The sequence below is a fragment of the Janthinobacterium sp. GW822-FHT07H11 genome (genome assembly GCF_058798615.1).
The window spans coordinates 3,272,522-3,298,890 of the sequence record NZ_CM179507.1 but is presented as its reverse complement, the minus strand read 5'-3'; the positions used below and the strand labels follow the sequence as shown (position 1 = coordinate 3,298,890).

General features: G+C 69.9%; 12 protein-coding genes. 11 read left to right on the top strand and 1 reads right to left on the bottom strand.

From position 1 onward, the window contains the following. Positions 1-25: 25 nt before the first annotated feature. Entirely contained in the window at positions 26-238 is a 213-nt protein-coding gene (locus AC3RCJ_RS14525) for a hypothetical protein (RefSeq protein ID WP_492963692.1), read from the bottom strand. 1,307 nt (positions 239-1,545) lie between these two features. Between AC3RCJ_RS14525 and AC3RCJ_RS14520 the strand changes: the two genes are divergently transcribed. From AC3RCJ_RS14520 to AC3RCJ_RS14470, 11 genes are all read left to right on the top strand, one after another. Further along, a complete protein-coding gene (locus tag AC3RCJ_RS14520; RefSeq protein ID WP_492964486.1) occupies positions 1,546-7,395 on the top strand; it encodes an amino acid adenylation domain-containing protein in 5,850 nt (1,949 codons plus the stop codon). A gap of 4 nt (positions 7,396-7,399) precedes the next feature. Beyond that, positions 7,400-10,759 carry a non-ribosomal peptide synthetase gene (locus AC3RCJ_RS14515; RefSeq protein ID WP_492964484.1) on the top strand — a complete coding sequence of 1,120 codons (3,360 nt, stop codon included), beginning with the start codon at positions 7,400-7,402 and terminating at the stop codon, positions 10,757-10,759. After that, complete coding sequence (locus AC3RCJ_RS14510; protein ID WP_492964482.1) at positions 10,756-15,306, top strand: non-ribosomal peptide synthetase; 4,551 nt, start codon at positions 10,756-10,758, stop codon at positions 15,304-15,306. Before AC3RCJ_RS14515 ends, AC3RCJ_RS14510 begins: the two co-directional genes overlap by 4 nt. Continuing rightward, on the top strand, positions 15,303-16,655 hold the full coding sequence (locus tag AC3RCJ_RS14505; protein ID WP_492964480.1) for an MFS transporter: 1,353 nt from the start codon (positions 15,303-15,305) through the stop codon (positions 16,653-16,655). Before AC3RCJ_RS14510 ends, AC3RCJ_RS14505 begins: the two co-directional genes overlap by 4 nt. 116 nt (positions 16,656-16,771) lie before the next feature. Further along, positions 16,772-17,575 (top strand): DUF6875 domain-containing protein, encoded by an 804-nt coding sequence (locus AC3RCJ_RS14500; RefSeq protein WP_492964478.1) that lies wholly within the window; start codon positions 16,772-16,774, stop codon positions 17,573-17,575. Further along, complete coding sequence (locus AC3RCJ_RS14495) at positions 17,572-18,921, top strand: FAD-dependent oxidoreductase (protein WP_492964476.1); 1,350 nt, start codon at positions 17,572-17,574, stop codon at positions 18,919-18,921. The genes AC3RCJ_RS14500 and AC3RCJ_RS14495 overlap by 4 nt, the downstream gene beginning before the upstream one ends. Beyond that, a complete protein-coding gene (locus AC3RCJ_RS14490) occupies positions 18,921-20,441 on the top strand; it encodes a glycosyltransferase family 87 protein (RefSeq protein ID WP_492964474.1) in 1,521 nt (506 codons plus the stop codon). Before AC3RCJ_RS14495 ends, AC3RCJ_RS14490 begins: the two co-directional genes overlap by 1 nt. 25 nt (positions 20,442-20,466) lie before the next feature. Continuing rightward, on the top strand, positions 20,467-22,707 hold the full coding sequence (locus AC3RCJ_RS14485) for a carbohydrate binding family 9 domain-containing protein (RefSeq protein WP_492964472.1): 2,241 nt from the start codon (positions 20,467-20,469) through the stop codon (positions 22,705-22,707). A gap of 114 nt (positions 22,708-22,821) precedes the next feature. After that, a complete protein-coding gene (locus tag AC3RCJ_RS14480; protein WP_492964470.1) occupies positions 22,822-23,706 on the top strand; it encodes a decaprenyl-phosphate phosphoribosyltransferase in 885 nt (294 codons plus the stop codon). Next, positions 23,703-24,662: a lysylphosphatidylglycerol synthase transmembrane domain-containing protein gene (locus AC3RCJ_RS14475; RefSeq protein WP_492964468.1), complete on the top strand. Its 960-nt coding sequence runs from the start codon at positions 23,703-23,705 to the stop codon at positions 24,660-24,662. The genes AC3RCJ_RS14480 and AC3RCJ_RS14475 overlap by 4 nt, the downstream gene beginning before the upstream one ends. A gap of 400 nt (positions 24,663-25,062) precedes the next feature. After that, positions 25,063-26,310, top strand: coding sequence for a PepSY-associated TM helix domain-containing protein (locus tag AC3RCJ_RS14470; RefSeq protein ID WP_492964466.1), 1,248 nt, complete (start codon positions 25,063-25,065; stop codon positions 26,308-26,310). Positions 26,311-26,369 lie beyond the last annotated feature (59 nt).

Below are 26,369 nucleotides of genomic sequence, written 5' to 3'. Positions count from 1 at the left end.
GGTCATTGCCGGCAGCGGGTGCGCTTCAGTTGCATCCCGTATCGCGGTTGCCAGCATTTGTTCCGCGCCAGCAGTCGTCATGGGGCCACAGCGCCGTCATGCCCCACGCCTCGATGCAAGCCGCATGCCCGGCCAGCGAAGGCGCGAGGAAGTCCTCGCTGCCTTGCCGTATCAGGGCCGCTAGCGTGTGGTCGGCCAGGCTGCCGCGATGGCCGAAGTGAAAGGTAGTCGTCCGCATGGCCGTCGAGGCCACGCAACACCCGCTCCGCCCCCCTCCTGCCCGCGTGCGCGGCACGCACGCCAGCGGACGGATTTCTTCCCCCGTGCGCGCAAACGCCCACCCCCTCACCTGACGTGGCAGTCACTAGCATTTTAATAGCCACCTGCCATTGTGTGCCACACTTGTGCCACACATAATGCGCGGGCCATGCTTTCCATTTCGCCGATGCCGGCTTGGCACTGCCATGCCTTTTCCGCGTCCACCCCTGGAAGACAGGCAATTCCTTATCGCAACAAAAATAGTTCATTTAACCCTAAAGTAATTTTACCGGCAGATAAGGCGCAATTCATTGCAAATAGCACATGGCACCTCGCTGGCAAACGAAGAAACAAGACATCCCTACCACACTTTTGATAGCCAGCATCTACCAAACCATATTGAATTATTTAATTTTCTTATACGTCGATAGTATTTTGAAATTGCCATATAGAAAATTTCTTATATCACTGCGCATAGAAAAGAATGCTTTTTTTTGAAAATGCGGAAACATAAATTAATATTATAGCAATAAACGAAAATAGCGACTATTGGTTATATTTTTTATCTTGCAAGGCAATTGAAGATCCACGTCACGCCTGATGAGAGCACCTTACACATGTGGAAATATTTGTCAAATGGCATCATCCATAGGCAAACCAGCCCCTTGAATCGAATAAAATATGGCAATAACTCATTATTTCATAATAAACAATGAATGTTACAGCCATTTGTCTTTTATATTTTGCAACAAGTCATTGATACAATATTTTCCATGTTTTACGATTTTACTAAAAATTACAACAAGTTAACATTGCATTTTATGTGCATTGCAGCAAGGCGCAGCAATTAACCCCGGATAAAAAAGCAGCTGCGATTCAGCTTTCAAATCGCATATTCTTCGCCGCATTTGCATGCGCAGTCACGCCCGCCATCCGCATCCCTACTCATCCCCACCTTCCGCCGGCAGTGCTTCCAGCCCCTGGGAAAGACCGCCAGCGCTGCCAGGCAGATATTCGCGTGGCGATATAAACCGCGGGGAAAACCGCCGCCAGCATTGCCTGATTCGCGTTGATCATGGCGCCCGCCCATGCGCACGAATAATCGAAAAATGGCCTGAATAATCATTATGCGGGCCAGGTGTTGTTATTAAGTTGAAAACACCAAGATGCCCTGGAAATGAAAAACACGGTGCTATATTCGCAACGCTGATTTCCCGCCCCGACTTCCGTGCCAGCCGCCTCGGCACGGATCGGAATGATTCACTGTCTTACTTTTCGGTGCATACCATGGCTCTGACAGACTACTTCCGCTATCTGCGGCACGGCGGCCAGGCGGCCTCCGCCGCGTCTCCCATCCTTGCGCCCTGCCTGGCGCAGGAGCACGCCGACTTCTGGCGCCAGCACCTGCACGGCGCGCCCGCCCTGCTTGAACTGCCCAGCGAACGCCCCAGGCCGGCGCGCCAGAGCTGGCGCACGGCCAGCGTGCCCTTCATGCTCGATGCCGGCACCATGGCCGACGTGCGCCGGCTGGCCGGCCGCTGCAACGTGGCGCCGCCAGCTGTCCTGCTGGCGGCGTGGGCGACCTTCCTGTCGCGCCTCAGCGGCCAGCACGACCTGGTGATCGGCACCGGCCAGCACGACGCCAGCATCGCGCCGCTGCGCCTGCGCCTGGACGAAGACTGCACCGGCCTCGCGCTGCTGGCGCAAGCCGACGAAACCCTGCGACTGGCGGCGCGCCATGCCGTCGGCCCGCTGGCGCAGCTGGTCGAGGCGCTGCAGCCGGCGCGCAGCACCAGCTTCAGCCCCCTGTTCCAGACCCTGCTGGCATTCGGCCCCCACGCCGCCGGGGAATCGCCATGCGACCTGGCCCTGATCCTTGACGACAGCGCCGGCGGCGGCTATGCGGGCCGGCTCGATTATGCGCAAGACCTGTTCGACGCCGACTGCATCGCCGCCTGGGGCGACAGCCTGCGCCAGTTGCTGCAGTCGCTGCTGGCCGATCCCGCGGCGCCGCTGGCGCGCCTCGACCTGCTGTCGCCGGCGCAGCGGCGCGTGCAGCTGCAGGACTGGAATGCCAGCGCGCTGGAGCTCGGCCCGCTGCGCAATGCGCACGATTTCATCGATGCCCAGGCGGCGCGCGCGCCCGAACGCGACGCCATCGTGCATGACGGCCAGCGCGTCAGCTATGGCGCGCTGGCGCGGCGCGCCAACGACATCGCCGCCCACCTGCTGGCGCTGGGCGTGCGGCCGGGCGAGCTGGTGGGCCTGCACCTGCGGCGCGGACCACAACTGGTGGCCGGCCTGATGGGCATCCTCAAGGCGGGTGCCGCCTACGTGCCGCTGGACCCCGCCTATCCGGCCGAGCGGCTGGCATTCATGCGCGACGATGCGGGCGCGCGCCTGGTGCTGGGCGAACGCGCGCTGCAAGCCAGCCTGCCGGCCGGCGACCACCGCTACGTGGCGATCGACGATATCGAGGCCGGCACGGCATCGGTGAGCGTGGCCGTCGATCCCGCTTCTCCCGCCTATGTGATCTACACCTCCGGCTCCACCGGCCGCCCCAAGGGCGTGCTGCTGCCGCACCGCGCGCTGGTGAATTTTTTCGCCGCCATGCTGCACCAGCCGGGCATGACGGCCGCCGACACCGTCTGCGCCGTCACCACCCTGTCGTTCGATATCGCCGTGCTGGAACTGCTGCTGCCGTTCACCGTGGGCGCCACGGTCGCCATCGCCGACACGGCCACGGCGGCCGACGGCCTGGCGCTGGCCGATCTGATCGACGCGTGCGGCGCCACCCTGGTGCAAGCGACGCCCGCCACCTGGCGCATGCTGCTCGACGCCGGCTGGAAGGGCCGCCCCGGCCTGCGCATCATCAGCGGCGGCGAACCGATGACGCGCGAACTGGCCGACGGCCTGCTGCCCAGGGTGGCGCAGCTATGGAACCTGTACGGCCCCACCGAGACCACCATTTACTCGACGGGCGAGCAGGTGCTGCCCGGCGAAGGCCTGGTCACCATCGGCAAGCCCGTCAGCAATACCCGGGTCTACCTGGTCGACCGCCACCTGCAGCCGGTGCCCGTGGGCATGCCCGGCGAACTGCTGATCGGCGGCCTGGGCGTGGCCAGCGGCTACCATGCGCGGCCCGCGCTGACGGCGGAAAAATTCATCGCCGATCCGTTCTCGGGCGTGCCCGGCAGCCTGTTGTACCGCACGGGCGACCTGGTGCGCTGGACCCCGGACGGGCGCCTGGACATGCTGGGCCGCATCGACAACCAGGTCAAGTTGCGCGGCTTTCGCATCGAACTGGGGGAGATCGAGGCCGTGCTGGCCAGCCATCCGGCCTGCCGCCAGGCCGTCGTCGTGTGCCGCGAAGACCGTCCCGGCGACAAGCGGCTGGCCGCGTACGTGCGCTGCGCCGCCGCGGCCGAGGACGTCGCGGCGACCATCGCCAGCCTGCGCGCGCTGCTGGCGCAAGCCGTGCCTTCCTACATGGTGCCGCCCGCCTTCGTGCTGCTCGAACACTTTCCCATGACGCCGAACGGCAAGGTGGACCGCCGCGCGCTGCCCGCGCCCGGCCGCGCCGCGCTGTCCGGCCGCCAGGTCGAGGCGCCGCTGGGCGCGCAGGAGATGCTGGTGGCGCGCCTGTGGCGCGAACTGCTGGGACTGGAGGAAGTGGGCCGGCACGACGATTTCTTCGAGCTGGGCGGCCATTCGCTGCTGGCCGGCCAGCTGCTCTCGCGGCTGCGCCGGGCCAGCGGCACGGCCCTCACCCTGCGGCAGCTGTTCGGCGCGCCCACGGTCGCCGGCCTGGCCGCCATTCTCGACAGCGCCCCCGCCAGTGCCGCCCTGCCTGCGCTGGCAGCACTGGCGCTGCCTGCCGACGGCAAGGTGGCGCTGTCGTATACGCAGCAGCGCCTGTGGTTCCTGAGCCAGCTCGACGCCGCCGCCGGCGCCGCCTACCATATGCCGGTGGCGTGGCGTCTGCGCGGCCCGCTCGACGCAGGCGCGCTGCGCGGCGCGCTCGACGCCCTGCTGGCGCGCCATGCCATCCTGCGCACGCATTTCGGCGCCAGCGACGGCGTGCCGCACCAGCTGGCCGGTGCGGCGCCCGCCTTGCCGCTGGCCGAGGAAGACATTTCGGCGCTGCCGCCGGAACGGCGCGACGCCGCCGCCCAGGCCCTGTACGCGGCGCAGATCGCGCAGCCGTTCGACCTGGCGCGCGGCCCGCTGCTGCGCGCCCTGCTGCTGCGCCGGGCGCCCGAGGAGCACGAACTGCTGCTGGTGCAGCACCACATCGTCAGCGACGGCTGGTCGCTGGGGGTCCTGCGCGCCGAACTGGCCGCCCTGTACGCGGCCTTCAGCGCCGGCCTGCCCGACCCGCTGCCCGCGCCCGCCTTCCAGTATGCGGACTATGCGCACTGGCAGCGCCATCCCGCGCATGCCGCCACGCTGCGCGCGCAGCAGGCGTACTGGCAGGCCCAGCTTGATGGCGCGCCAGCCCTGCTGGCGCTGCCGCTCGAGCGGCCACGGCCCGCGCGCCAGAGCTACCGGGGCGCGCGCCTGGCCTTCGCGCTGGCGCCGCCGCTGGCCGCCGCGCTGCGCCAGCTCGGCGCCCGCCACGGCGCCACCCTGTTCATGACCCTGCTCGCCGGCTGGAGCGCGCTGCTGTCGCGCCTGGGCGGCCAGGACGACATCGTCATCGGCACCCCGGTCGCCAACCGCCCGCTGCCCGAACTCGAAGCGCTGCCCGGCTTTTTCGTCAACACGCTGGCCCTGCGCGTGCGCCTGCACGGCGACCCCACGGTGGCCGCCCTGCTGGCGCGCATCCGCGCCACGGCGCTGGCCGCCTACGAACACCAGGACCTGCCGCTGGACCAGGTGGTCGATGCCGTCAGGCCCGTGCGCAGCCTGGCCTACAGCCCCCTGTTCCAGAGCGTGCTGGCGCTCGACAACACCCCGGCGGCCGATGGCGACGGCACCCTGTTCGATCCGCGCCCCCTGCCGCTGCCCCAGGCCACAACGCATTTCGACCTGTCGCTGCTGCTCGACGACGACGGCCGGCAGGTGACGGGCCACATCGAATATGCGAGCGACCTGTTCGACCATGACGGCATCGCCCGCCTGGCCGCCAGCCTGCAGGCCGTGCTGGCGGCCATGGCGGCCGACGACGACCTGACGCTGGGCCGCCTGCCGCTGATGGATGCGGGCGCGCGCCGGCAGGTGCTGCAGGACTTCAACCGCGCCACCGTCCCCCCCACGCGCGAGGCCACCGTGCATGCGCTGTTCCAGCAGCAGGCGGCGCGCACGCCGCAAGCGCTGGCCCTGCGCCACGGCGCGCGCAGCCTGACGTATGCCGCGCTCGACGCGCAGGCGAACCGCCAGGCGCATGCGCTGCTGGCCGCCGGCGTGCAGCCGGGCCAGCGCGTGCTGGTGCTGCTCGAACGCGGCGATGCGCTGGTGTCGACCTTGCTGGCCATCCTGAAGGCGGGCGCCGCGTATGTGCCCGTGGAAGCGAACTGCCCGCCGCAGCGCCTGGCGCATATCCTCGCCGACGCCGCGCCCGCGCTGGTGGTCAGCAGCGCCGCGCTGGCGGGCCGCCTGCCGGCCGGCGGCCCGCCGCCGCTGCTGGTGGAGACGGGCGCGGAACTGGCGCCGGGCCTGCCGGAAACGACGCCTGGCGTGAGCGGCATCGACGGGGCAGCGCTGGCCTACGTCATGTACACCTCCGGGTCGACAGGCACGCCCAAGGGGGTGATGGTGGAGCACCGCAACATCGTGCGCCTGGCCGTCGACAGCGGCTTCGCGCCGCTGCGCGGCGATGACCGCGTGGCGCACTGCGCCAATCCGGCGTTCGACGCGGCCACCTGGGAACTGTGGGCGCCGCTGTTGAACGGAGCCTCGCTGCTGGTGCTCGACCAGGACACCGTGCTCGCCCCCGCGCGCTTGAACCGCGCGCTGGCCGATGGCGGCGCGACGGCCCTGTGGCTGACGGCGGGCCTGTTTCATGAGTACGCGGACGCGCTCGAGGAAGCCTTTGGCGGCCTGCGCTGGCTGCTGGCCGGCGGCGACGTGCTCGACCCGCAGGTGGTGGCGCGCGTCATGGGCAAGGCGCGCCCGCCGCGCCAGCTGCTCAATGGCTATGGCCCCACCGAGACGACGACCTTTGCCACCACCTATGCGGTGACGGGCGCACCGCACGAGGCGCGCGCGATTCCCATCGGCCGGCCGATCGGCAACACGCAGGTCTACCTGCTCGATCCTCTGGGCCAGCCGGTGCCCGTGGGCGTGGCTGGCGAGCTGCACATCGGCGGCGATGGCGTGGCGCGCGGCTACCTGAACCTGCCGCGGCACAGCGCCGAGCGCTTCATCGCCGACCCGTTCTCCGGCGTGCCCGGCGCGCGCCTGTACCGCAGCGGCGACCTGGGCAAATGGCGCGCCGACGGCACTATCGAATTTGCCGGCCGCAACGACTTCCAGGTGAAGATCCGCGGCTACCGCATCGAGCCGGGCGAGATCGAGACGCGCCTGGCCGCCTGCGCCGGCGTGCGCGAAGCACTGGTACTGGCGCGCGAGGACAGCCCCGGCGACAAGCGCCTGGTGGCCTACCTGACGGCCGCTGCGGATTTCGACGTGACGGCCGCGCGCGAAGCGCTGCGCGCCCAGCTGCCCGCCTACATGCTGCCGGCCGCCTTCGTCGTGCTCGCACGCTGGCCGCTGAACGCGAACGGCAAGGTGGACCGGCAAGCGCTGCCCGACCCCGCCATGGCCGCGGCGGCGGCGGCGGCGCCCCTGTCGGCCGAGCAGGAAACGCTGGCGCGGCTGTGGCGCCCCCTGCTGCGCGGCGCCAGCGTGCAGGCGCAGGACAGCTTCTTCGACATCGGCGGCAATTCGCTGCTGGCGACACGGCTGGTGGCCCGCATCGGCCAGCACTATGGCATCGATTTTCCGCTGCGCGCCATATTTGACGCGCCGTGCCTGGCGCCGATGGCCGACGCCATCGCCCTGCAGCTGGCCAGCCAGCATGCGGAGGCGCTCGACGAACTCCTCAAGCAACTTGACAACCTGAGCGACGAACAGGCCAGCGCGCAATTGCAGCACGCGCCCGCGCCCGTCGGCGACTCGCCTATCCTGGGATGATGACATGAGCGATTTGAACCAACGCCTGGCCGGCCTGTCGCCGGAAAAACGCGCGCTGCTGATGCAGCAATTGAGCAGGCAGGCGGCACCGGCCGCGCGCAAGGAAATCACGCGCCAGCCGCGCCCCGAGCGCATCCCCGTCTCGCATGCGCAGAACCGCCTGTGGTTCCTCGAGCAGATGGATCCGAATTCGGCCACCTACAACGTGCCCACGGCCATGTGGATGCACGGGCGGCCCGACTGCGCCATCCTGCAGCGCACCCTCGACGAGATCGTGCGCCGCCATGAAGTGCTGCGCACGGCCATCGTCACCGACGACGCCGGCCCCCGGCAGGCGATCCTGGCGCCGGCGCCGGTGCCGCTGCGGCGCGTCAGCCTGGCGCACTTGCCCGCGGCCCAGCGGCGCGACGAGGCGGGGGCGCTGGCGCAGCAGGAAGCGGGCACGCCCTTCGATTTCAGCACGGGGCCGCTGCTGCGCGCGGTCCTCATCAGCCTGGACGAGGACGAGCACCTGTTCATGCTGAACGGCCACCATATCGCGCTCGACGGCTGGTCCTACACCATCATCTTCACGGAGCTGTGCCAGCTGTATGACGCCTACCATGCGGGCCAGCCGTCGCCGCTGCAGGAAGTGCCGCTGCAGTACGCCGACTACACGCTGTGGCAAAACGCGCTGCTCGACGATGCGGGCGAGACCATGCGCAAGCAGTTCGCCTACTGGCAGCAGCGCCTGGTCAGCCCGCCGCCCGTGCTGGAACTGCCGGGCGACCGCCCCCGCCCGGCGCAGCAAAGCCGGCGCGGCGCGGCGTCCGTGCACCGCCTCGACCCGACCCTCTACGACGGCTTGAAGCGCCTGGGCCGCCAGGAGGGCGCGACGCCGTTCATGGTCTTTGCCGCCGCCTTCAAGGCGCTGCTGGCGCGCTACACGGGCCAGCTCGACCTGGTCATCGGCATGGGCGTGGCGAACCGGCCGCGCCAGGAGCTCGAGGCGCTGGTGGGCTTTTTCGCCAACACGCTGGCGCTGCGCACGGACCTGGCGGGCGACCCCACCTTCCGCGAATTGCTGGCGCGCGTCAAGGACGGCACGCTGGGCGCGTACGCGCACCAGGACATGCCCGTGGAACGCCTGCTCGACGTGCTGAAGATCGACCGCTCGCTCAGCCATTCGCCGCTGTTCCAGGTAATGCTGTTCTTCCAGAACTTCCCGTCCGAGGAAATCCGCCTGCAAGGGCTGGTACTGTCGCCGATCGAGCCGGGCGTGATTTCCTCGGGCACCTCGCGCGTCGACCTGACCCTGTTCGCCAGCGAGGAAAACCACGGCCTGGCCATGTACATCGAATATGCGACCGACCTGTTCGACGCGGCCACCATCGCCGCCATGGCCGGCCACCTGCAGCAGCTGCTGCAAAGCGCGCTGGGCGACCCGGACCGCCGCCTGTCCGAGCTCGAGCTGCTCACGCCCGCCGAGCGGCGCCGCGTGCTGCACGACTGGAACGACACGGCGCGCGCGCTGCCGGCGGCCGCGCGCGACGCCACGGCGCACGCGCTGTTCGAGGCGCAGGCCGCGCGCACGCCCGACGCCGTGGCGCTGTCGCACCTGGGCCGTGAATTGAGCTACATGGAACTGGAACAGCGCGCCAACGCGCTGGCGCGCCACCTGCTGGCGCGCGGCGTGCAGCCGGGCGAGCTGGTGGGGCTGTTCGTCAGGCGCTCGCCCGACATGCTGGTGGCGCTGCTGGGCATCCTCAAGGCGGGCGCCGCCTACGTGCCGCTGGACCCCATCTATCCGGCCGAGCGCATCGCCTTCATGCTCGACGACGCCCAGGCGCGCTTCGTCGTCACGCAACGCGCGCTGGCGCCCTTGCTGCCGGCCGGCGGCGCGGCCCTGGTGCTGCTGGAAGAGGCGCGCCTGAACGAAGTGGCGGCCGCGCCCCGGGTGGCGGCGGGCGAGACGGCATACGTGATCTACACGTCCGGCTCCACGGGCCGGCCGAAGGGCGTGCGCGTGCCGCACCGCGCCGTGCACAACTTCCTGCTGGCGATGCAGGAGCGGCCCGGCATCACGGCCGCCGACCGCCTGTGCGCGGTGACCACCCTGTCGTTCGACATCGCCGTGCTGGAACTGCTGCTGCCCCTGGCCGTGGGGGCGCGCATCGAAATCGCCGACCCCGGCACGGCGGCCGACGGCGTGGAACTGGCGCGCCTGCTCGACAGCTCGCAGGCCAGCATGCTGCAGGCCACGCCGGCCACCTGGCGCATGCTGCTCGACGCCGGCTGGCAAAGCCGTCCCGGCATGGCCATGCTGTGCGGCGGCGAAGCCCTGAGCCGCGAACTGGCCGACCGCCTGCTGGCCGGCGGCGGCACCCTGTGGAATATGTACGGCCCGACGGAAACGACGATCTGGTCCAGCGTGGACAGAATCGAGTCCGGCGGCGCGCCGATCGCCATTGGCCGGCCCATCGCCAACACGCGCCTGTACGTGGCCGACGCCTTCCTGCAGCCGCTGCCGCCCGGCATCCCGGGCGAACTGCTGATCGGCGGCGCCGGCGTGGCGCAGGGCTACCACGCGCGGCCCGAACTGACGGCGGAAAAGTTCCTCGCCGACCCGCATTCGCCGGAAGCGGGCGCGCGCCTGTACCGCACGGGCGACCTGGCGCGCTGGAACCGCGACGGCACGATGGAAGTGCTGGGCCGCATCGACAACCAGGTCAAGCTGCGCGGCTACCGCATCGAACTGGGGGAAATCGAGGCCGTGCTGGGCGAACAGGCGGGCGTGCGCCAGGCCGTCGTCACCTGCCGCGAAGACCGTCCGGGCGACAAGCGCCTGGTGGCTTATCTGCTGTCCCAGCCCGGCCAGGTCCTGCAGGCGGCCGCGCTGCGCGACGCCATCGCGCCCCGGCTGCCCGACTACATGATGCCGTCGGCCTACGTGATGCTGGAGCAGTTGCCGATGACGCCGAACGGCAAGGTCGACCGCAACGCCCTGCCCCAGCCCGACATGGCGGCGGCGCCCGGCGACAGCTATGTCGCGCCGCGCAACGGCGACGAGGAAATCCTGTGCGGGCTGTGGCAGGAAGTGCTGGGGCTGGAGCGCGTGGGCATCGAGGACAACTTCTTCAAGCTGGGCGGCCATTCGCTGCTGGCCACGCAGCTGGTGATGCGCGCGCAAAAAGCCTTTGGCGGCGAACTCAGCCTGCGCCTGCTGTTCGAGGCGCCCACGGTGGCGGCCTTTGGCGCGGCCCTGATGCGCAACCGCCTCGACAGCCTGGACGCGGGCGACCTGGCCAGCATGCTCGACCAGCTCGAGGGCCTCACCGACGACAACATCGAAGCGCTGCTGGACGGCGCACTGGAAAACTCATGAATCCAAACAATACCCCCATGCACGCGGACCCGCGCCTGGCGCGCCTGACGCAACAGCAGTTGGCGCTGCTGCGCCAGCGCCTGGCCGGCGCCGCCGTGTCGCGGCCCTCGCTGGCCGACGCCGTGCGCGCGCTGCCGCCGCTGGCCGCCGGCACGCCGTTCGCCCAATCGCCGGCGCAGCAGCGCATGTGGTTCTTCGAGCGGCTGCAACCGGGCACGGGGGCGTATCACCTGTACCAGCACTGCCGCCTCAGCGGCGCGCTCGACGCCGAGACGCTGGAAGCGGCCTTTGCCGCCATCGTGGCGCGCCATGCGGCGCTGCGCACCGGCTTCGGCGAGCAAGGCGGCCAGCCGCTGCAGACGGTGGCGGCGCACGCGCCGTTCACCCTGCAGCGCCTTGACCTGTCGCACTTGGACGCCGCCGCCGCGCAGGCGGCCGCGCTGGACCATGCCGGCGCCGAGACGCAGCGCCCGTTCGACCTGGCGCGCCCGCCGCTGCTGCGCGCCAGCCTGGTGACGCTGGCGCCGCAGGAGTACGCGCTGGTAGTGGTGCTGCACCATATCATCGCCGACGCCTGGTCGCTCAACGTGCTGTATGGCGAATTGCAGGCGCTGTACCGCGCCCATGCGACGGGCGCGCCGTCGCCGCTGCCGCCCCTTGCGCTGGACTTCCCCGACATCGTGCGCTGGCAAGGCTCGCCCGAACGCCAGGCCGCGCTGGCGCGCCAGGTGGACTTCTGGCAGCAGGCGCTGGCCGGCAGCGGCGGCCTGCTGGACTTGCCGACCGACGCGCCGCGCGGCCCCAGCCTGTCGCCGGCCGGCGAACGCCACGGCTTCACGCTGCCGCCCGCGCTCTGCGACGCGGTCAAGGCACTGGCGCAAGCCGAGGGCGCGACCCTGTTCATGGCGCTGCTGTCGGCCTTCCAGGTGCTGCTGGCGCGCCACGCCAACCAGGATGACGTGGTGGTCGGCACCCCTGTCGCCAACCGCGGCGCGGCCGAATGCGAGCCGCTGATCGGCCTGTTCGTCAATACGCTGGCCCTGCGCGCCGACCTGTCGGACGATCCGGGCTACCGCGCCCTGCTGGCGCGCAACCGCCAGCACTTCCTCGACGCCCTGGCGCATGCGGAAGCGCCATTGGAGCGCGTCGTCGACGGCTTGCGCATCGAGCGCGTGCCGGGCCGCAGCGCCCTGTTCCAGGCCATGTTCGTGCTGCAGGCGCCGTCCGCCAGCGCCAGCGCACAGGAAGCGCAGGCGGCCTGGCACGGCCTGCGCCCCGGCCCGTTCGAGCCGCCGTTCAAGGCGGCCCGCTTCGAGATCACGCTGTCGATGGCGGAGCAGGACGGCACGCTGTCGGGCGTCATCGATTACAGCGTGGACCTGTTCGAGGCCGCCACCATCGCCCGCCTGGCCGGGCAGTTTACCCAGCTGCTGGCCTCCATCGTGCAGGCGCCGGACACGCCCGTATCGCGCCTGGCATTGCTGCCCGCCGCGCAGCGGTCGCAGTTGCTGGCCTTGGGCGATGGCGGGATGCCCGCCGCGCCGGCGGCCTTGCCGCTGGGCGGCCTGTTCGGCCTGGTGGCGCGCCAGGCGGCGCTCGTCCCGCAAGCGACGGCCATCGCCGGCCATGGCGAAGAATGGAGCTATGCGCGCCTGCTCGCCGCCGCCACCGCGCTGGCCGGCCGCCTGCAGGCGGCGGGCGCCGGGCCGGGCGGCCACGTGGCGCTGCTGGCCGACCGCTCGCCCGACGCGCTGGCGGGCTTGCTGGCCATCGTCGCCACGGGCGCCGCCTACGTGCCGCTCGATCCCGCGCTGCCCGAGGCGCGCCTGCGCTTCATGCTGGACGACGCGGCCGCCATCGCCATCGTCGCGCCGCCCGCAGTACAGGCGCAGGCGCAGGACATCGCCAACCAGCTGCCCGTGCTGGCCACCGATGCCGCGCCGGACGGCGCCAGCTTTACTGCGCCCGCCATCGACGGCGCCGCACCGGCCTACCTGATCTACACGTCCGGCTCCACCGGCACGCCCAAGGGCGTGAGCGTCAGCCAGGCCAACGTGCTGCACCTGCTGCACGCATTCGCCCAGGTCCACGACCTGGCCGGCCAGCGCCTGCTGATGATACCGCCGCTGCAGTTCGACGCCTCCGTCGGCGACATCTTCCCCGCGCTGGCCTGTGGCGCCACCCTGGTGCTGCACGGCGCGCCGAACCAGCTGGGCGCGGCCGAACTGCAAGCGTATTGCGAGCGCCACGCCGTCACGGCCATCGACGCGCCGGCCGCCCTGTGGCGCCGCTGGACCGATGCCTTCGACGGCGCCGCCAGCGCCGCCGGCGGCGTGCTGCCCGGCCTGCGCCTGATGATGTTCGGCGGCGAAGCCGTCCCGCTGGAGCAGGTGCGCCGCTTCGCCCGCCTGACGGGCGGGCGCGTGCGCCTGTTCAACCACTATGGCCCGACCGAAGCCACCGTCTGCGCCACCACCTTCGCTACCGTCGATGGCGCCGGCCTGGCGGGCAGCGACCTGCCCATCGGCCGGCCGCTGCCCGGCGTGCGCGCCTATGTGCTGGACCGCCACCTGCAGCTGGCGCCGCGCGGCGTGGCGGGCGAGCTGGCCATCGGTGGCGCGGGCGTGGCGGCCGGCTACCGCCATGCGCCCGAGCTGACGGCCGGACGCTTCATCGCCGATCCCCACAGCCCGGATGCCGGGGCGCGCGCATACCGCAGCGGCGACCTGGCGCGCTGGAACAGCGACGGCAGCCTGCAATTCCTGGGCCGGCGCGACCACCAGGTCAAGCTGCGCGGCGTGCGCATCGAACTGGGCGAGGTGGAGAGCGCGCTGCTGGCCTGCGACGGCGTGCAGGCGGCCGTCGCCACGGTGCTGGAAGTGGCGCCCGGCGACAGGCGCCTGCTCGCGTATTTTGTCGGCCCCGGCGTGACGGGCGCCGCCCTGCGCGCCCAGCTGGCCGCGCGCCTGCCCGACGCCATGCTGCCGGCCCTGTTCGAGCGCCTGGAAGCGCTGCCACTGACCGGCAACGGCAAGATCGACCGGCGCGCCCTGCCCGCCCCCGCGCAGGCGCTGCACCACCTGGAAGGGCGCGCCATCATCGCGCCGGCGACAGACACCGAGCAGCGCATGCTGGGCGTCTGGCGGCAGGTGCTGGGCCGCGAGGGCCTGAGCACGGACGATGAATTCTTCAGCGCCGGCGGCGATTCGCTACTGACCCTGCCGCTGGTATTCCAGCTGCAGCAGGCCTTCGGCGTCGAGCTGCCGCTGAGCGCCGTCTTTGCCGCGCCCAGCATCAGCGCGCTGTCGCGCGTGGTGGACGACCTGCTGGCCGGCGTGGCTGCGCCGCAACTCGACCTGGCCGCGCAGGCCGCGCTGCCGGCCGACATCGACGCGGCGCGCGCCGCGCCGCGCCGGGCCGGCGCGCCGCGCGCCATCCTGGTGACGGGCGCCACGGGCTTCCTCGGCGCCTGGCTGCTGCGCGACCTGCTCGAGGCCAGCGCGGCGCGGCTGCTATGCCTGGTGCGCGCCGACCATGCGGACGATGGCGCGCGGCGCCTGCGCGCCAACCTGCAGCACTACGGCCTGTGGCAGGAAAGCTACGCGGCGCGCCTGGTGCCGCTGCCGGGCGACCTGGCCGCGCCGCGCCTGGGCCTGACGGACGACGGCTACGCCAGCGTGGCCAGCACCGCCGACGCCATCGTGCACAACGGCGGCCAGGTCAACTTCCTGGCGCCGTATGCCAGCCTGGCGCCGGCCAACGTGGGCGGTACCCTCGAAGTGCTGCGCCTGGCCACCACGGGCGCGCTGAAAGCCGTGCACATGGTCTCGACCCTGGGCGTGTACGTCAGCGCCGACCACCTCGGCGCCACCGTGCGCGAAGGCGATGCCCCGCCCACGGCCGCCAGCCAGCAGGGCGGCTACAACCAGAGCAAATGGGTCGCCGAGCAGCTGGCGCTGGCGGCGCGCGAACGCGGCGTGCCCGTGGCGCTGTACCGGCCGGCCCGCATCACCGGCGACAGCGGCAGCGGCAGCGCCAACCTGGGCGACTATTTCAGTTCCTGGGTCAAGGGCTGCGTGCAGCTGGGCCTCGTGCCCGACATCGCCGGCGCCAGCTACGACATGGCGCCCGTCGACCACGTCAGCGCCGTCATCGCGCGCCGCGTGCTGGCGGACGATGGCGCCGACGGCACCTGGCACTTCCTCAATCCCGCGCGCCTGCCGACGGGCGCCCTGGTGGACGGCCTGCGCGCGGCCGGCCACCAGGTGCGGCTGCTTGACTACGCCGCCTGGCGCGCGGCCCTGCGGCAGGCGGTGGCGGCTGGCCAGCAAAATGCGCTGGCCAGCTTCGCCGCCCTGTTCCCGGAGCAGGTCGACGCGCGCGAGCCGGACTTCGACTGCGGCGCCACCGAGCGCATGGCCGCGGCGCTGGGCCATGTCTGCCCGCCGGCCGACCGCGCGCTGTTCGCCACGTATCTGGCCTACATGCGCCGGCAGGGCTACCTGCCCGACGCGGGCGCCACACCACAAGAAAGGGCATGCGCATGAACACGTCCACTGGCCGCTATGCGGGCTTGCGCGACTTTCTGCTGATCTGGTTCGGCCAGATGACCTCGGGCATCGGCTCGCGCCTGTCCAGCTTTGCACTGGGCATCTGGGTCTTGCGTACGACGGGCTCGACGACGCAGTTCGCGCTGATCTTCGTGGCCATGGCCGTGCCGGCGCTGCTGATCGCGCCGTTCGCGGGCGCCCTCGTCGACCGCTGGGACCGGCGCCGCATCATGCTGTGTTGCGACCTCGTCTCGGCCAGCGCCCAGCTGGTGCTGGCGGCGCTGCTGATGCACAGCCAGCTGGCGATCTGGCACATCTATATGTGCGTGGGCGCCACCGCGCTGGCCAACGCCTTCCACGGCCCGGCCTATGCGTCGAGCATCCCGCTGCTGGTGCCGCACGGCCAGCTGAGCCGGGTGAATGGCCTGGTGCAGACGGGCGGCGCCATCGCCCAGGTGGCTGGCCCCTTGCTGGCCGGCGTGCTGGTGAGCCTGGTCAGCCTGCCCGGCGTGCTGCTGATCGACGCGCTGTCCTTCCTTGCCGCCTTCGTCGCCATGCTGGCCGCGCGCATCCCGCGTCCGCCGCGCAGCCAGGACAGCGAAGGGCAAAGCCTGTGGCGCGAAGCGGCGACGGGCTGGCGCTATGTACGCGAGCGCCACAGCCTGTTCGGCCTGCTGCTGGTGTTTGGCACCTGCAATTTCCTCTTCGGCATCGCCGCCATCACCATCACGCCGCTGGTGCTGTCGATGGCCGATCCGGCCCTGCTGGGCGTGCAGATGTCGATCGGCGGCGCGGGACTGCTGCTGGGCGGCGTGCTGATGGCGGCCTCGGGCGGCATGAAGAAGCGCATCAACGGCGTGCTGGGCTTTTCCCTGCTGGCGGGACTGGCCCTGGCCGCGCACGGCCTGGCGCCGTCCTTCGTGCTGGTGACGGCGGCCGGCTTCGTCTTCTTCCTGACCCTGCCCGTGATCAGCGCGTCAAACGATTCGCTGTGGCAAAGCAAGGTCCCGCCCGGCCTGCAGGGACGCTGCTTCGCCATCCAGCGCGTGCTGTCGGAAGCGGCCATGCCGGTCGGCTACTGCCTGGCGGGGCCGCTGGCCGAGCATGTGTTCGAGCCGCTGCTGATGCCGGGCGGCGCCCTGGCCGGCTCCATCGGCCAGCTGATCGGCACGGGCGCGGGGCGCGGCATGGGCCTGATGTTCATCGTACTGGGCCTGGCGATGAGCCTGGTCGCCCTGCTGGCCTACAGCATCCCCGCCCTGCGCCGCGCCGACGAGCTGCCTGACGCCTGGGCGCCATCCGAGGCGGACCCTCCCGCCATGGAGGGGCTGCGACAGCCGGCCTGATTTTTTCTCGGCAGTACCCAAGGTGAATGAAAAAAGCGCTGCCACGCAGCGTTGTGGGGACGCTTTTTCTTCAAAAACGCAATGCAGTAGCACAACGATACTCTGGAGCAAGCAAGATGACTGACACAGACATGCTGCACACGGCACCGGCGCCCAAAAAGTGCCCGGTCGCCCACCATGACAACCAGGCTGCCGCGGCGCACGGTCCCGGATACGGACTGATGCGCGTTTCCCAGGTCGAGCGCGACTATCCCAGCCATACGGCGCTGGCCAGCGTGCTCGACTGGATGCGCGGCTTTCTCGCCCGCAGCCACCCCGAACTGGGCCGCAAGGGCGCCGTCTGCCCCTTCGTTCCCCTGGCGCTGGAACAGGACAGCATCTGGATGGCCGAGATCGCCGAGCGCGAACCCACGCTCGACAGCATCTCGCGCGTGATCCTGTATTACCGCGACCTGTTCCTGGCCACCGAGCCCACCAGCGGCCCGGACGCCATCAACAAGGCTTTTCTCGTGATCTTCCCCAACCTGGGCGCCGCGGGCGCGGGCGTGGTCGACGAAGTGCAGCAATTGCTGAAGAAAGACTTCGTGGAAAAGGGCTTGATGCTCGGCGAGTTCCACGCGAGCAATGAAAGCCCGGGCTTGCGCAATGCGGACTTCCGCCCCCTGCGCAGTCCCATTCCCATGCTGGCCATGCGCCACATGGTCGATTCGGACTTGCCCTTCCTGCTGCGCTCGGCGTATGCGGCGCCCGTGCGGGCCGCCTACCTGCGCGCCTACCTGTTCCGCCTGGCGGGCAGCCTGGGCTGGTCGCGCTTCGAGCAGGCGCTCGACGGCGTGGTGGCCGCCGAGATCGAGCAGTGGCAGGCGCGCCTGGACGATGCCGGCCGCCTTGGCGAGCTGGGCGCGGGAGACGCGGCATGACGGCCCCGGCAAGCAAGCGCATCGCCATCGTCGGCGGCGGCCTGGCCGGCTCCCTGCTGGCACTGGCGCTGGCGCGGCAGGGCCACGGCGTCGACGTGTATGAGCGCCGGGCCGACCCGCGCCGCCAGGATGGCGCGGCGGGCCGCTCGATCAACCTGGGCCTGTCCAAGCGCGGCATGCAGGCGCTGCAGATGGTGGGCCTGCTGGAGCAGGTGCTGGCCCATGCCGTCGTCATGCGCGGCAGGGTCATCCACGCGCCGGACGGCAGCACGCGCTACCAGGCGTATGGCAAGGATGACAGCGAAGTGCTGCATTCGATCGACCGCAACCTGCTCAACCACCTGCTGCTGGACCAGGCCGAACAGCATCCGCAGGTAAAGCTGCATTTCGAGCACCGTTTGCTGCGCGCCGACAAGGCGCAGCGCGAGCTGGAGCTGGAAGCGCCGGGCGGCCGCCGCATCACGGCCCACCCGGCCTGGGTGGTGGGCGCCGACGGCGCGTTTTCCAGCATGCGGCGCGAACTGCAGCACGGCATGCGCGCCGACTACCAGCAGGAATACCTGGAATGGGGTTACAAGGAGCTGACCCTGGCGCCGCGCGCGGACGGCAGCTCGGCCATCGAGCTGACGGCCCTGCACGTGTGGCCGCGCAGCCACTGCCTGTTCGTCTCGCATCCGAACCAGGACGGCTCGCACACCCTGACCCTGTTCCTGCCCTTCGAGGGCGAGGACAGCTTCGCCAGCGTGCGCGGCGAGGCCGACGTGACGGCGCTGTTCGCCAAGTACTTCCCCGACCTGCTGCCATTGCTGCCCGGCCTGCTGGAACAGTGGTCGCGCCACCCCACAGGCACCCTGATCACCACGCGCACGGCGCCGTGGCGCTTCGGCGACTGGGCCGTGCTGGTGGGCGACGCCTGCCATGCCGTGTACCCGTTCTACGGCCAGGGCATGAATTGCGCGTTCGAGGATTGCTGCACGTTAATGAATGCGCTCGCCGCCGCGCACGGCGACACGGCCAGCGCATTTGCCAGCTACGAGCTGGCGCGGCGGCAACACACGGATGCGCTGGCGCAGTTATCGAAAAGCAACTTCACGGAACTGCGGCAAAAGGTGCAGTCGCCGTGGTTCGTCGCCCGCAAGAAGCTCGACCTGCTGCTGAACCGCGCCTGGCCGCGCGGCTGGCTGCCGCTGTACACCATGATCGCCCACACCACCATGCCCTACGGCGATGCGCTGCAACGGGCGCGCCGCCAGGAAAGAGTCTTGCACGCCTCGGGCGCGCTGGCCCTGGCCGTGCTGGGCATCGCCGCCGTCGTCCTGTCCCTGACCCTGATTGGAGGTAACTGATGCATCCTGTACATTCACAAGGCCGCGCGTGGGAGCGCCTGGCCGTGGCGCTGCTGCTGTGCGCCTTCTTCGGCATCTGCGCGGCCGTCGCCGCCACTGCCCTGCAGGCATCGCCGTCGCCGCTGGCGCTGCTGCCGCTGGCCATCGCACTGGGACTGAGCCCGGTGCTGGCCCGCCATCTGCCACGCCAGCTGGACGGCCTGCTGCGCGCGCATCCGGTGCTCAGCCTGCTGTGGCTGGCGCTGGCCGCGCTGGCCGTGGAGCGCTTCGCCGGCGTCGCCCTGTTCATGGCCGACCCGCAGCAGCCGCAGCTGTCGGCCATCTGGTACGACCCCTTCTATGTCAATCACAGCTGCTTTTCCTCGTACTGGAAAGCGGCCGAGCTGGCCAGCGCGGGCGCGTCCAACATCTATGACAGCGTCCACTACGCGGGCAACGAAGGCCGCTTCAAGCTCGACGAATACCTGTATCCGCCGCCGTTTTTGATCCTGCCGCGGCTGGCGGCCTCGCTGGGCGCGGGCTTCGTGGCCATGCGCGCCGTCTGGTTCGCCGTCGACGCGGCGCTGGTGATGGCCGTCATGCTGGCCGTCTGCGCCTGGCTGGGCGGCGCCACGGGACGCCGCGCCGCCCTGCTGCTGCCGGCCGCCTGGCTGGCCCTGCCCACGCTGATCACCATGCAGACGGGAAACTTCCAGCTGGCCGCCATCGCCCTGGCCCTGCTGGCCATGCTGCTGTTCCAGCGGGGACGCGACGAGGCCGGCGGCGCCGTGATGGCGCTGGCCCTGTTCAAGATCTTCCCCGGCGTGCTGTGCGCCTACCTGCTGTTCTGCAAGCGCTGGCGCGCGCTGGCGTGGAGCATCGCCTTCTCGCTGCTGTACGCGGCGCTGGCCTGGGCCATGCTGGGCGCCCAGCCCTTCCGCGACTTCATCGGCTATGAAATGCCGCGCATCGCCAGCGGCGAAGTGTGGAGCTGGATGCAGCTCGAGGGGCTGGAAGCGGTCGTCGCCATCAATTACTCGGTGCCGGCGCTGGTGCTCAAGCTCAAGCTGTTCGGCGTCGACGGCCTGGAATACCGCCACCTGGCCGCCGTGGCCCTGCTGTGGAGCGTGGTGGTGGTGGCGCTGGCCTGGCTGGCATCGCGCCGCGCCAGCGCGTACTCGCGGCTGGAACTGGCCGCCGTCTGGCTCGGTTTGCTGGGCCTGGCCGCCGTGCGCAGCCCCTTCGTGCCCGACGACTACGCGCTGTTCCCCGCCCTGTGGCTGTGGTGCCTGCTGGCCGCCGCCCAGGTCAACAATCAGACCCGCGGCGCCCTGCGCATCGCCCTGTTCGGCGTGCTGTGGCTGGCCTTTGCCGTCGTCATGCCGATCGGCCTGGTGCAACCGCAGCACCTGCCCCTGCTGCTGGCCGTGTCCACCGCCAGCCAGCTGCTGGCGCTGGCCTTCTGGCTGTGGCCCGTGCTGCGGCGCCCCGCCGCCCGCAGCGCCCACGCCCATCCGTCCGCGTCGCCCGCGGCCGCCTGAATCCCACTCGATACGAAAGCACACCATGAAACAAGCCATCCTGACCCCGTTGCGCCGCACCGCCCTGTGCCTGATGCTGGCCTTTTCCGCCCCGGCCCTGGCCGACGAGCGCCTGCAGATCCCGCGCGCCGCCCGCGCCCCCGTGCTGGCCGACTATATCGGCCAGCTGCCGGCCGACGCCGGCGTGGAAATCAAGGGCTTGCGCCAGTACGCGCCCGGCGACGGCGAAGCGTCGCTGCTGGAAACGAAAGCCTATCTGTCGTATGACGACGAGCACCTGTACGCCGTCTTCGTCTGCACGGACGATCCGGCCCTGGTGCGCGCGCGCATCGCCCGCCGCGAAGACTTGCCCGGCGACGATGCGGTGCAGCTGGAAATCGACTCGTTCAACGACAAGCAGCGCTCGTTCCGCTTCTACGCCAACCCGTATGGCGTGCAGATGGATGCCAAGCACACGGAAGGCCTGGGCGACGACTTCAATTTCGACACGCAATGGCAGTCGGACGGCAGGATCACGCCCACCGGCTACGTCGTGACCATGGCCATCCCCTTCAAGAGCCTGCGCTTCAACCGCGCCGACGTGCAGAACTGGGGCATCGCCGTGGGCCGCATCGTGCCGCGCCTGAACGAATTTTCCTACTGGCCCTACATCACCAAGCGCCAGGCCGCCTTCGTGCCGCAGCTGGCGCCCGTGCAGATCGCCGAGCCGATCACGTCCGGACGCAACATCCAGTTGATACCGTACGGCTACATCGGCCGCAGCCGCGCCCTGAACGGCCGCGATCCGGCCCGCACCTACTGGGAGCGCGACGACAAGAACCAGGCCGGGCTCGATGCGAAACTGGTGCTGGCCGACAAGTTCGCCCTCGACCTCACCTACAAGCCCGATTTCAGCGAAGTCGAGTCGGACGAGCCGCAAGTGCTGATCGACAAGCGCTACGAAGTGCTGTTCCCGGAAAAACGCCCGTTCTTCCTGGAAAACTCCGGCTTTTTCACCACGCCGCAGCCGCTGTTCTTTTCGCGCCGCATCGCCGAGCCCCGCTATGGCGCGCGCCTGACGGGCCGCGAAGGCCACTGGTCCGTGGGCGGCTTGCTGATGGACGACCTGGCGCCGGGCGAGGCGCTGCCGCGCGACAGCCGCGACCATGGCAAGGCGGCGCGCATCGCCGTGGCCCGCGTGCAGAACGATTTCGCGGGCGATTCCAATGTGGGCGTACTGTTGACGGACCGCAAGTTCGGCCAGCAGAGCAACCGCGTGGCCGGCGTCGACCTGCGCTACAAGATCGATGAAAACTGGGTGCTGACGAGCCAGCTGGCGCACAGCAAGTCCAGCCTGGAGGGCCAGCCCGGCCACAGCGGGCGGCTGGCCTTCGTCGAGGCCAGCCGCTCGGACCGCAATTTCAACTATGCGGGCCAGTACCTGGACATCACGCGCGACTTCGATCCCGCGCTGGCCTTCATCCCCCGCACGGACATCCGCCAGACGACGCAGACGGCGTCCTACCTGTGGAACTTCCCGGACGCGCCCTGGCTCGTCAGCGCCGGCCCCAGCATCAAGGCCGTGGGCACCAGGGACCACGACAACGTGCTGCAGGACTGGTCCAGCGACGCGTTTTTCAGCGTCAACGGCTTGCGCGCCACCACGTTCGAGGCACACAAGCTGGATGCCTTTGAAAAATATGCGGGCCTGGACTTCCGCAAGTCCGGCTTTTCGCTGGCCGCCAGCACTGAATGGCTGAGCTGGCTGACGGGCTGGGTCACGGCGGGCCAGAACGAGGTCATCAACTACCAGCCGGCGGCCGGTATCGCGCCCTTCCTCGGCGACGCGCGCAGCATCTCGGCCAACCTGAAGTTCACGCCCGTGGCCCAGTTCAGGGTCGAACAGACCCTGTACTGGAACGACCTGCGCACGCAGGCGGGCGTGGCGGGCTTGCCGGCCGGCAGCATGGTCTACCGCGACCTGCTGTCGCGCACCAAGCTGCGCTACCAGCACAGCCGCTTCCTGGCCGCCCACCTGATCCTCGACTACAGCTTCCTGAAGACCAACCGGGCGCTGACGGGCATCGAGGGCGGCAAGCGGCTGACGGGCGACCTGCTGTTCAGCTACGTGCTCAGTCCCGGCACCACCGCCTATGCGGGCTACACGGACCGGCAGGAAAACCTGCAGTTGATCGGCAATCCGCAGCTGCTGCAGCGCACGCGCGACCTCGACATGCACACGGGCCGCAAGGTATTCGTCAAGTTCAGCTATCTGTTCCAGCTGTAACGCCGGCCACCTCCTCCGGGGCGGGCCTGTCTGTGGCGCGCCCGCCCCGGCTTTTGCACGCAACCGGAGTCTGAACATGCACGCACTCTTTTCCTCCGCCGCCGGGAGCGCCCCATGCGCGCGCTGATCCGCCTGCTGCGGCCGCACCAGTACCTCAAGAACGGCTTTGTCCTGCTGGGCCTGCTCTTTGCCACGCAGCGCGACGCCGCCACGGCCACGCATGCGGCGCTGGCCTTCCTGGCGTTTTGCGCCATGGCCAGCGCCGTCTACGTGCTCAACGACCTGCTCGACGCCGAGGCGGACCGCCGGCATCCGCAAAAATGCCGGCGTCCCATTGCCAGCGGCCAGGTGCGCGTGCCCGTGGCCTGGTGCGCCGGCGTGCTGCTGGCCGGCGCCGCGCTGGCCCTGGGCGGGGCCGTGGGCCTGGCCGTGCCCGCCCTGCTGCTGGCCTACCTGGCGCTGAACGTGGCCTATTCGCTATACCTGAAGCATGTGGTGATACTCGACGTCTTCGTCATCTCGGCCGGTTTCATGCTGCGCATCCTGGCCGGCACGCTGGGCATCGGCATCGCGCCCTCGCAATGGCTGCTGCTGTGCGGCCTGATGGTGACGCTGTTCCTCGGCTTCGCCAAGCGGCAGGCGGAACTGCTGCAACTGGCGGCGGCGGGAACACCCGTGCCGGAGCCGGGCGGCGCCTGCGCGCGCCCCGTGCTCGACGACTACAGCGGGGCGATGCTGGGCCAGTTCATCGCCGTCAGTGCCGCTTGCACCGTACTGAGCTACAGCCTGTACACGGTCAGCCGCGACACCATCGCCATCCACGGCACGGCCAACCTGATCTACACGGTACCGTTCGTGGTGTACGGCATCTTTCGCTACCTGTTTTTATTGCACCTGCGCGCGCAGGGCAACGATACCGCGCACGACCTGCTGACCGACAGGCACATGTTGCTGACCGTGGCATGCTGGCTGGCCGTCACCATCGGTGTGCTGCCATGAGCGGCGCACTGCTGTCGGGATGGCGCCACCGCGCCTTCCTGCTCTCCATTGCCATGGCCGCCGCCGGCTACCTGGTTTTTTCGCTGTGGGGCGGCCTGCCCGCGCTGGCCGCCGCTACCGTGCGCGTGGGGCCGGCCGGGGCGGCCCTGATGCTGGGCCTGTCGCTGCTCAACTACAGCCTGCGCTTCTGCCGCTGGCAGCGCTACCTGCGCGGCATGGGCCATTGCGTGCCGTGGCGTGCCAGCGCGCGCATCTACGTGGCCGGCTTCGCCCTGACGGTCACGCCCGGCAAGGCGGGCGAAGCGCTGCGCGGCGTGCTGCTGGCGCGCCTGGGCGTGCCGCATGCGCACAGCCTGGCGGCGCTGCTCAGCGAACGCCTGTCGGACTTGCTGGCCGTCATCTGCCTGGCATTGATCGGCCTGAGCCAGTATCCGCCGCTGCTGCCGCTGGTGGCTGGCGCCAGCGCCGCCGCGCTGCTTGGCGTGTGGCTGCTGACGCGCGCCGCGCCGGGGCGCTGGCTGGCGGCCTGGAGCGTGGCACGGCCCGGCGCGCGCTTGCGGGCGCTGGCCGGCCACCTGGCGCAGCTGCTGCACCAGGCCCAGGCTTGCCACGCGCCACGGCTGCTGGCCTCCGCCTTCGCCCTGGCGCTGGCGGCCTGGGCCGCCGAAGCGCTGGCCTTCTACTGCCTGCTGCGGTGGCTGGGCGGCGACGCCAGCCTGCCGTTCGCCTTCCTGGTATTCGCGGCCGCCGTGCTGGCCGGCGCCCTGAGCTTCCTGCCGGGCGGCCTGGGCGGCACGGAGGCGGCCATGGTCAGCCTGCTGCTGTGGCAGGGCATGGCGCCGGCGCAAGCCGTGGCCGCCACCATCCTGATCCGCCTGACGACCCTGTGGTTTGCCGTGGCCCTGGGGGTGGCCGCCCTGTCCTCGAGCCGCACCATCCAGGCGCAGCCGTCATGAACGGGGCCGCGCGATCGTGGAACGGCTTGCCGCAGGCGGCCCATGCGCGGCAGCTGCCCCTGCATGCGCGCGATGCGCCGCTGCCCGCCGTGGACGGCAGCATGTTGGCGCACGGCAACGGCCGCAGCTACGGCGACGTGTGCCTGAACGACGGCGCCAGCCTGCTGCTGACGCGCGGCCTGGACCGCTTCATCCATTTCGACCGCGCCAGCGGCGTGCTGCTGGGCAATATCCTGGCCATGGTCCTGCCGCAAGGCGGCGGGCAGCTTCGGCTACCACGTGCGCGCAGTTGCCGCCTGGACCAGCGCTTGCATAAACATCCCTCACGCTCGATAATGAGAATGCTTCGCATTTGTGGTCATGCGGATTTTTCAACGAGTTTTACAGGGTTGTCTTACGCATGCGCGCTTTCTGGACCGTCATACACCGCTGGGCCGGTCTCTCCATCGCCCTCTTCCTCATCGTCGCGGGACTCACGGGCGCCGTCACCTCGTGGGACCATGAACTCGATGAATGGCTCAACGCCGACATCATGGACACGCCGGGCCGCGGTCCCGTGCTGTCGCCGTTTGCGCTGGCGCAAAAGGTCGCCGCCGCCGACCCGCGCGCGGCAGTCAATTACATGACCCTGGGCCTGGAAGCGGGCCATGCCGCCGCCTTCATGGTGCGCCCCCTGACCGACCCGGCCACGGGTAAACCGTTCGCGCTCGGCTACGACACCGTCTACATCGACCCCGTCACGGCGCAGATCACGGGCGCGCGCGATTCGACGGCCATTTCCCTGTCGCGCCGCAGCCTGATGCCATTCTTGCGCCACCTGCACTACAGCCTGCACGTGCCCGCCTTCTGGGGCACGGACCGCTGGGGCTACTGGCTGATGGGAACCGTGGCCCTGGTCTGGCTGCTCGACAGCATGGTGGCGTTTTACCTGACCACGCCGCGCCGTTTGCGCCCGCGCGCGCAGGATGAGGCGCCGCGCCACCGCGACGCCGCCAGCTGGTGGCGACGCTGGAAACCGTCATGGGTGGTGCGCTGGGCGGCCGGTGGCTACAAGCTCAATTTCGACCTGCACCGCGCGGGCGGCCTGTGGGTGTGGGCCATCATCCTCGTCGTCGCCTTCACCTCGTTCTCGCTGAACCTGTACCGCGAAGTGTTCTATCCCCTCATGTCGCTGGTCTCGACCACCACGCCGGGACCGTACGAAACGCAGACGCCGGCACCGTACGGCACATATATCACGCCCGTGATCGGTTTTGAACAGGCGGTAGATATTGCGAAAAAGCAAGCCGTGCAGCGCGGCATCACGGCGCCCATCGGCGGGATTTATTATGGCGGCAATTATTCGTTCTACAACGTCTCGTTCTTCGACCCGGCCGACGAATTCGGCGCAGCCGGCATGGGCCTGTCGAACCTGTACGTCGACGGCATGGACGGCAATATCATCGGCCAGCACCGGCCATGGGAAGGCACGGCCGCCGACGTCTTCGTGCAGCTGCAATTTCCCCTGCACTCGGGCCGCATCCTCGGCTTGCCGGGACGCATACTGATGTCGTTCATGGGCCTCATGGTCGCCATGCTGTCGGTGACGGGCATCGTCATCTGGGAGCGCAAACGCCGTGCGCGCCGACTGCAGGCGCGCAGCCATTGAATTTCCTCTGAAGCCGCGATGCCATAACGGCGCAGGCGGATCGACTCAGTCTGCGCCGC

Coding starts and splice junctions, on each gene's coding strand:
- AC3RCJ_RS14525 (WP_492963692.1), bottom strand. CDS start 238: ATGCGGACGACTACCTTTCACTTCGGCCATCGCGGCAGCCTGGCCGAC.
- AC3RCJ_RS14520 (WP_492964486.1), top strand. CDS start 1,546: ATGGCTCTGACAGACTACTTCCGCTATCTGCGGCACGGCGGCCAGGCG.
- AC3RCJ_RS14515 (WP_492964484.1), top strand. CDS start 7,400: ATGAGCGATTTGAACCAACGCCTGGCCGGCCTGTCGCCGGAAAAACGC.
- AC3RCJ_RS14510 (WP_492964482.1), top strand. CDS start 10,756: ATGAATCCAAACAATACCCCCATGCACGCGGACCCGCGCCTGGCGCGC.
- AC3RCJ_RS14505 (WP_492964480.1), top strand. CDS start 15,303: ATGAACACGTCCACTGGCCGCTATGCGGGCTTGCGCGACTTTCTGCTG.
- AC3RCJ_RS14500 (WP_492964478.1), top strand. CDS start 16,772: ATGACTGACACAGACATGCTGCACACGGCACCGGCGCCCAAAAAGTGC.
- AC3RCJ_RS14495 (WP_492964476.1), top strand. CDS start 17,572: ATGACGGCCCCGGCAAGCAAGCGCATCGCCATCGTCGGCGGCGGCCTG.
- AC3RCJ_RS14490 (WP_492964474.1), top strand. CDS start 18,921: ATGCATCCTGTACATTCACAAGGCCGCGCGTGGGAGCGCCTGGCCGTG.
- AC3RCJ_RS14485 (WP_492964472.1), top strand. CDS start 20,467: ATGAAACAAGCCATCCTGACCCCGTTGCGCCGCACCGCCCTGTGCCTG.
- AC3RCJ_RS14480 (WP_492964470.1), top strand. CDS start 22,822: ATGCGCGCGCTGATCCGCCTGCTGCGGCCGCACCAGTACCTCAAGAAC.
- AC3RCJ_RS14475 (WP_492964468.1), top strand. CDS start 23,703: ATGAGCGGCGCACTGCTGTCGGGATGGCGCCACCGCGCCTTCCTGCTC.
- AC3RCJ_RS14470 (WP_492964466.1), top strand. CDS start 25,063: ATGCGCGCTTTCTGGACCGTCATACACCGCTGGGCCGGTCTCTCCATC.